This window comes from Kitasatospora sp. NPDC007106 (genome assembly GCF_040634455.1).
GTDB lineage: Bacteria > Actinomycetota > Actinomycetes > Streptomycetales > Streptomycetaceae > Kitasatospora > Kitasatospora arboriphila.
On sequence record NZ_JBEYFP010001332.1, the window covers coordinates 1 to 1,226 of the forward strand.

Here is a 1,226-nt window from a genome sequence, read left to right on the forward strand (position 1 = left end):
GATCGGTGCTGACCGTCGCGTCGGCGGACACCACCAGCTCGACCGGCCGCCCGGCGGCGGCCGCCGTGCGGGCCACCAGCTGCGCCAGCGGCAGGTCGGCCAGGTCGGCGGACTCGGCACGGGCGTCCAGCCGGGAGACCTCCAGCAGGTCCTCGGTCAGGTCGCGCAGCGCCCGTACCCGGTTCTGCACCAGCTCGGTGGGCCGCCCGTCCGGCAGCAGTTCGGAGGCGGTGAGCAGGCCGGTCAGCGGAGTGCGCAGCTCGTGCGCGACGTCGGCGGTGAAGCGCTGCTCGTTCTCCAGCCGGCTGCGCAGCGCGGCGGCCATCGAGTCGACGGCGGTGGCCAGTTCGAAGACCTCGTCGCGGCGGCGGCCGAGCGGTCCGATCCGTGCGTCGAGGTCGCCGGCGGCGATGGTGCGGGCGGTGCGGGCGGCCGTCCTCAGCCGGTGGCTGATCCGGTCGGCGGCGAGCACCCCGGCCAGCACCGTGACCGCGACGGACAGCGCCGCGGCGATCTGCACCGCCCGGTCGAGGTCCGCCACCGCCTGCTCGTCGCCCGCGAAGTCGAGGCGCACGGACACCACCCGGCCGCCGGCGCCGGCCGCCGCCCACATGGCGGTGCCGTTCGGGCCGGGGCCGAGCAGGGAGCCCTGCCGGCCCCGCGCGGCCAGTGCCCGCAGGTCGGCGGGCACCGCAGGGTCGTCCACCGCGGCGTGCCAGCCGCCGACCAGCTCGCCGGTGCGGTCGTACCCGGTGAGCACGGCGTCCAGGGCGGCCTCCGCGGAGGCCCGGGCCTGGTCGGTGTGCTGGCCCACCGACGCCCGGTGGACGAGCACGGCGACGGTGCACGCGACCAGGCAGGAGACCAGCGCGATGACGGCGGCGATCTGCCGGCGGAGCGTCACCGGATGCGCCGCAGGCGGTAGCCGAAGCCCCGGACGGTCTCGATCCGGCCCGCGCCGATCTTGGCGCGCAGGCGCTGGACGTGGACGTCCACCACCCGGCTGTCGGCGTCCCAGGAGTAGTCCCACACCCGGGAGAGCAGGGTCTGGCGTTCCATCACCACGCCGGGGGCGGCGGTGAACTCCAGCAGCAGCCGCAGTTCGGTCGGGGTGAGCGGCACCGGCTCGCCGGCCACCGTCACCTCCATCGCGTCGGTGTCCACCGCCAGGTCGTCGATCACCCGCAGCGCGGACGGGCCGGGCTGCGCCGCCTCCGCCGGGGCGC

At 77.0% G+C, this 1,226-nt stretch carries 2 protein-coding genes; both read right to left on the reverse strand.

The features are described from left to right. Positions 1-904, reverse strand: a 904-nt coding sequence (locus tag ABZ641_RS38240; RefSeq protein ID WP_359989264.1) for a histidine kinase dimerization/phospho-acceptor domain-containing protein, incomplete at its 3' end; no start/stop codon positions are given. Next, a partial coding sequence (locus ABZ641_RS38245; RefSeq protein WP_359989266.1) for a winged helix-turn-helix domain-containing protein occupies positions 901-1,226 on the reverse strand: 326 nt, incomplete at its 5' end. The genes ABZ641_RS38240 and ABZ641_RS38245, both read right to left, overlap by 4 nt.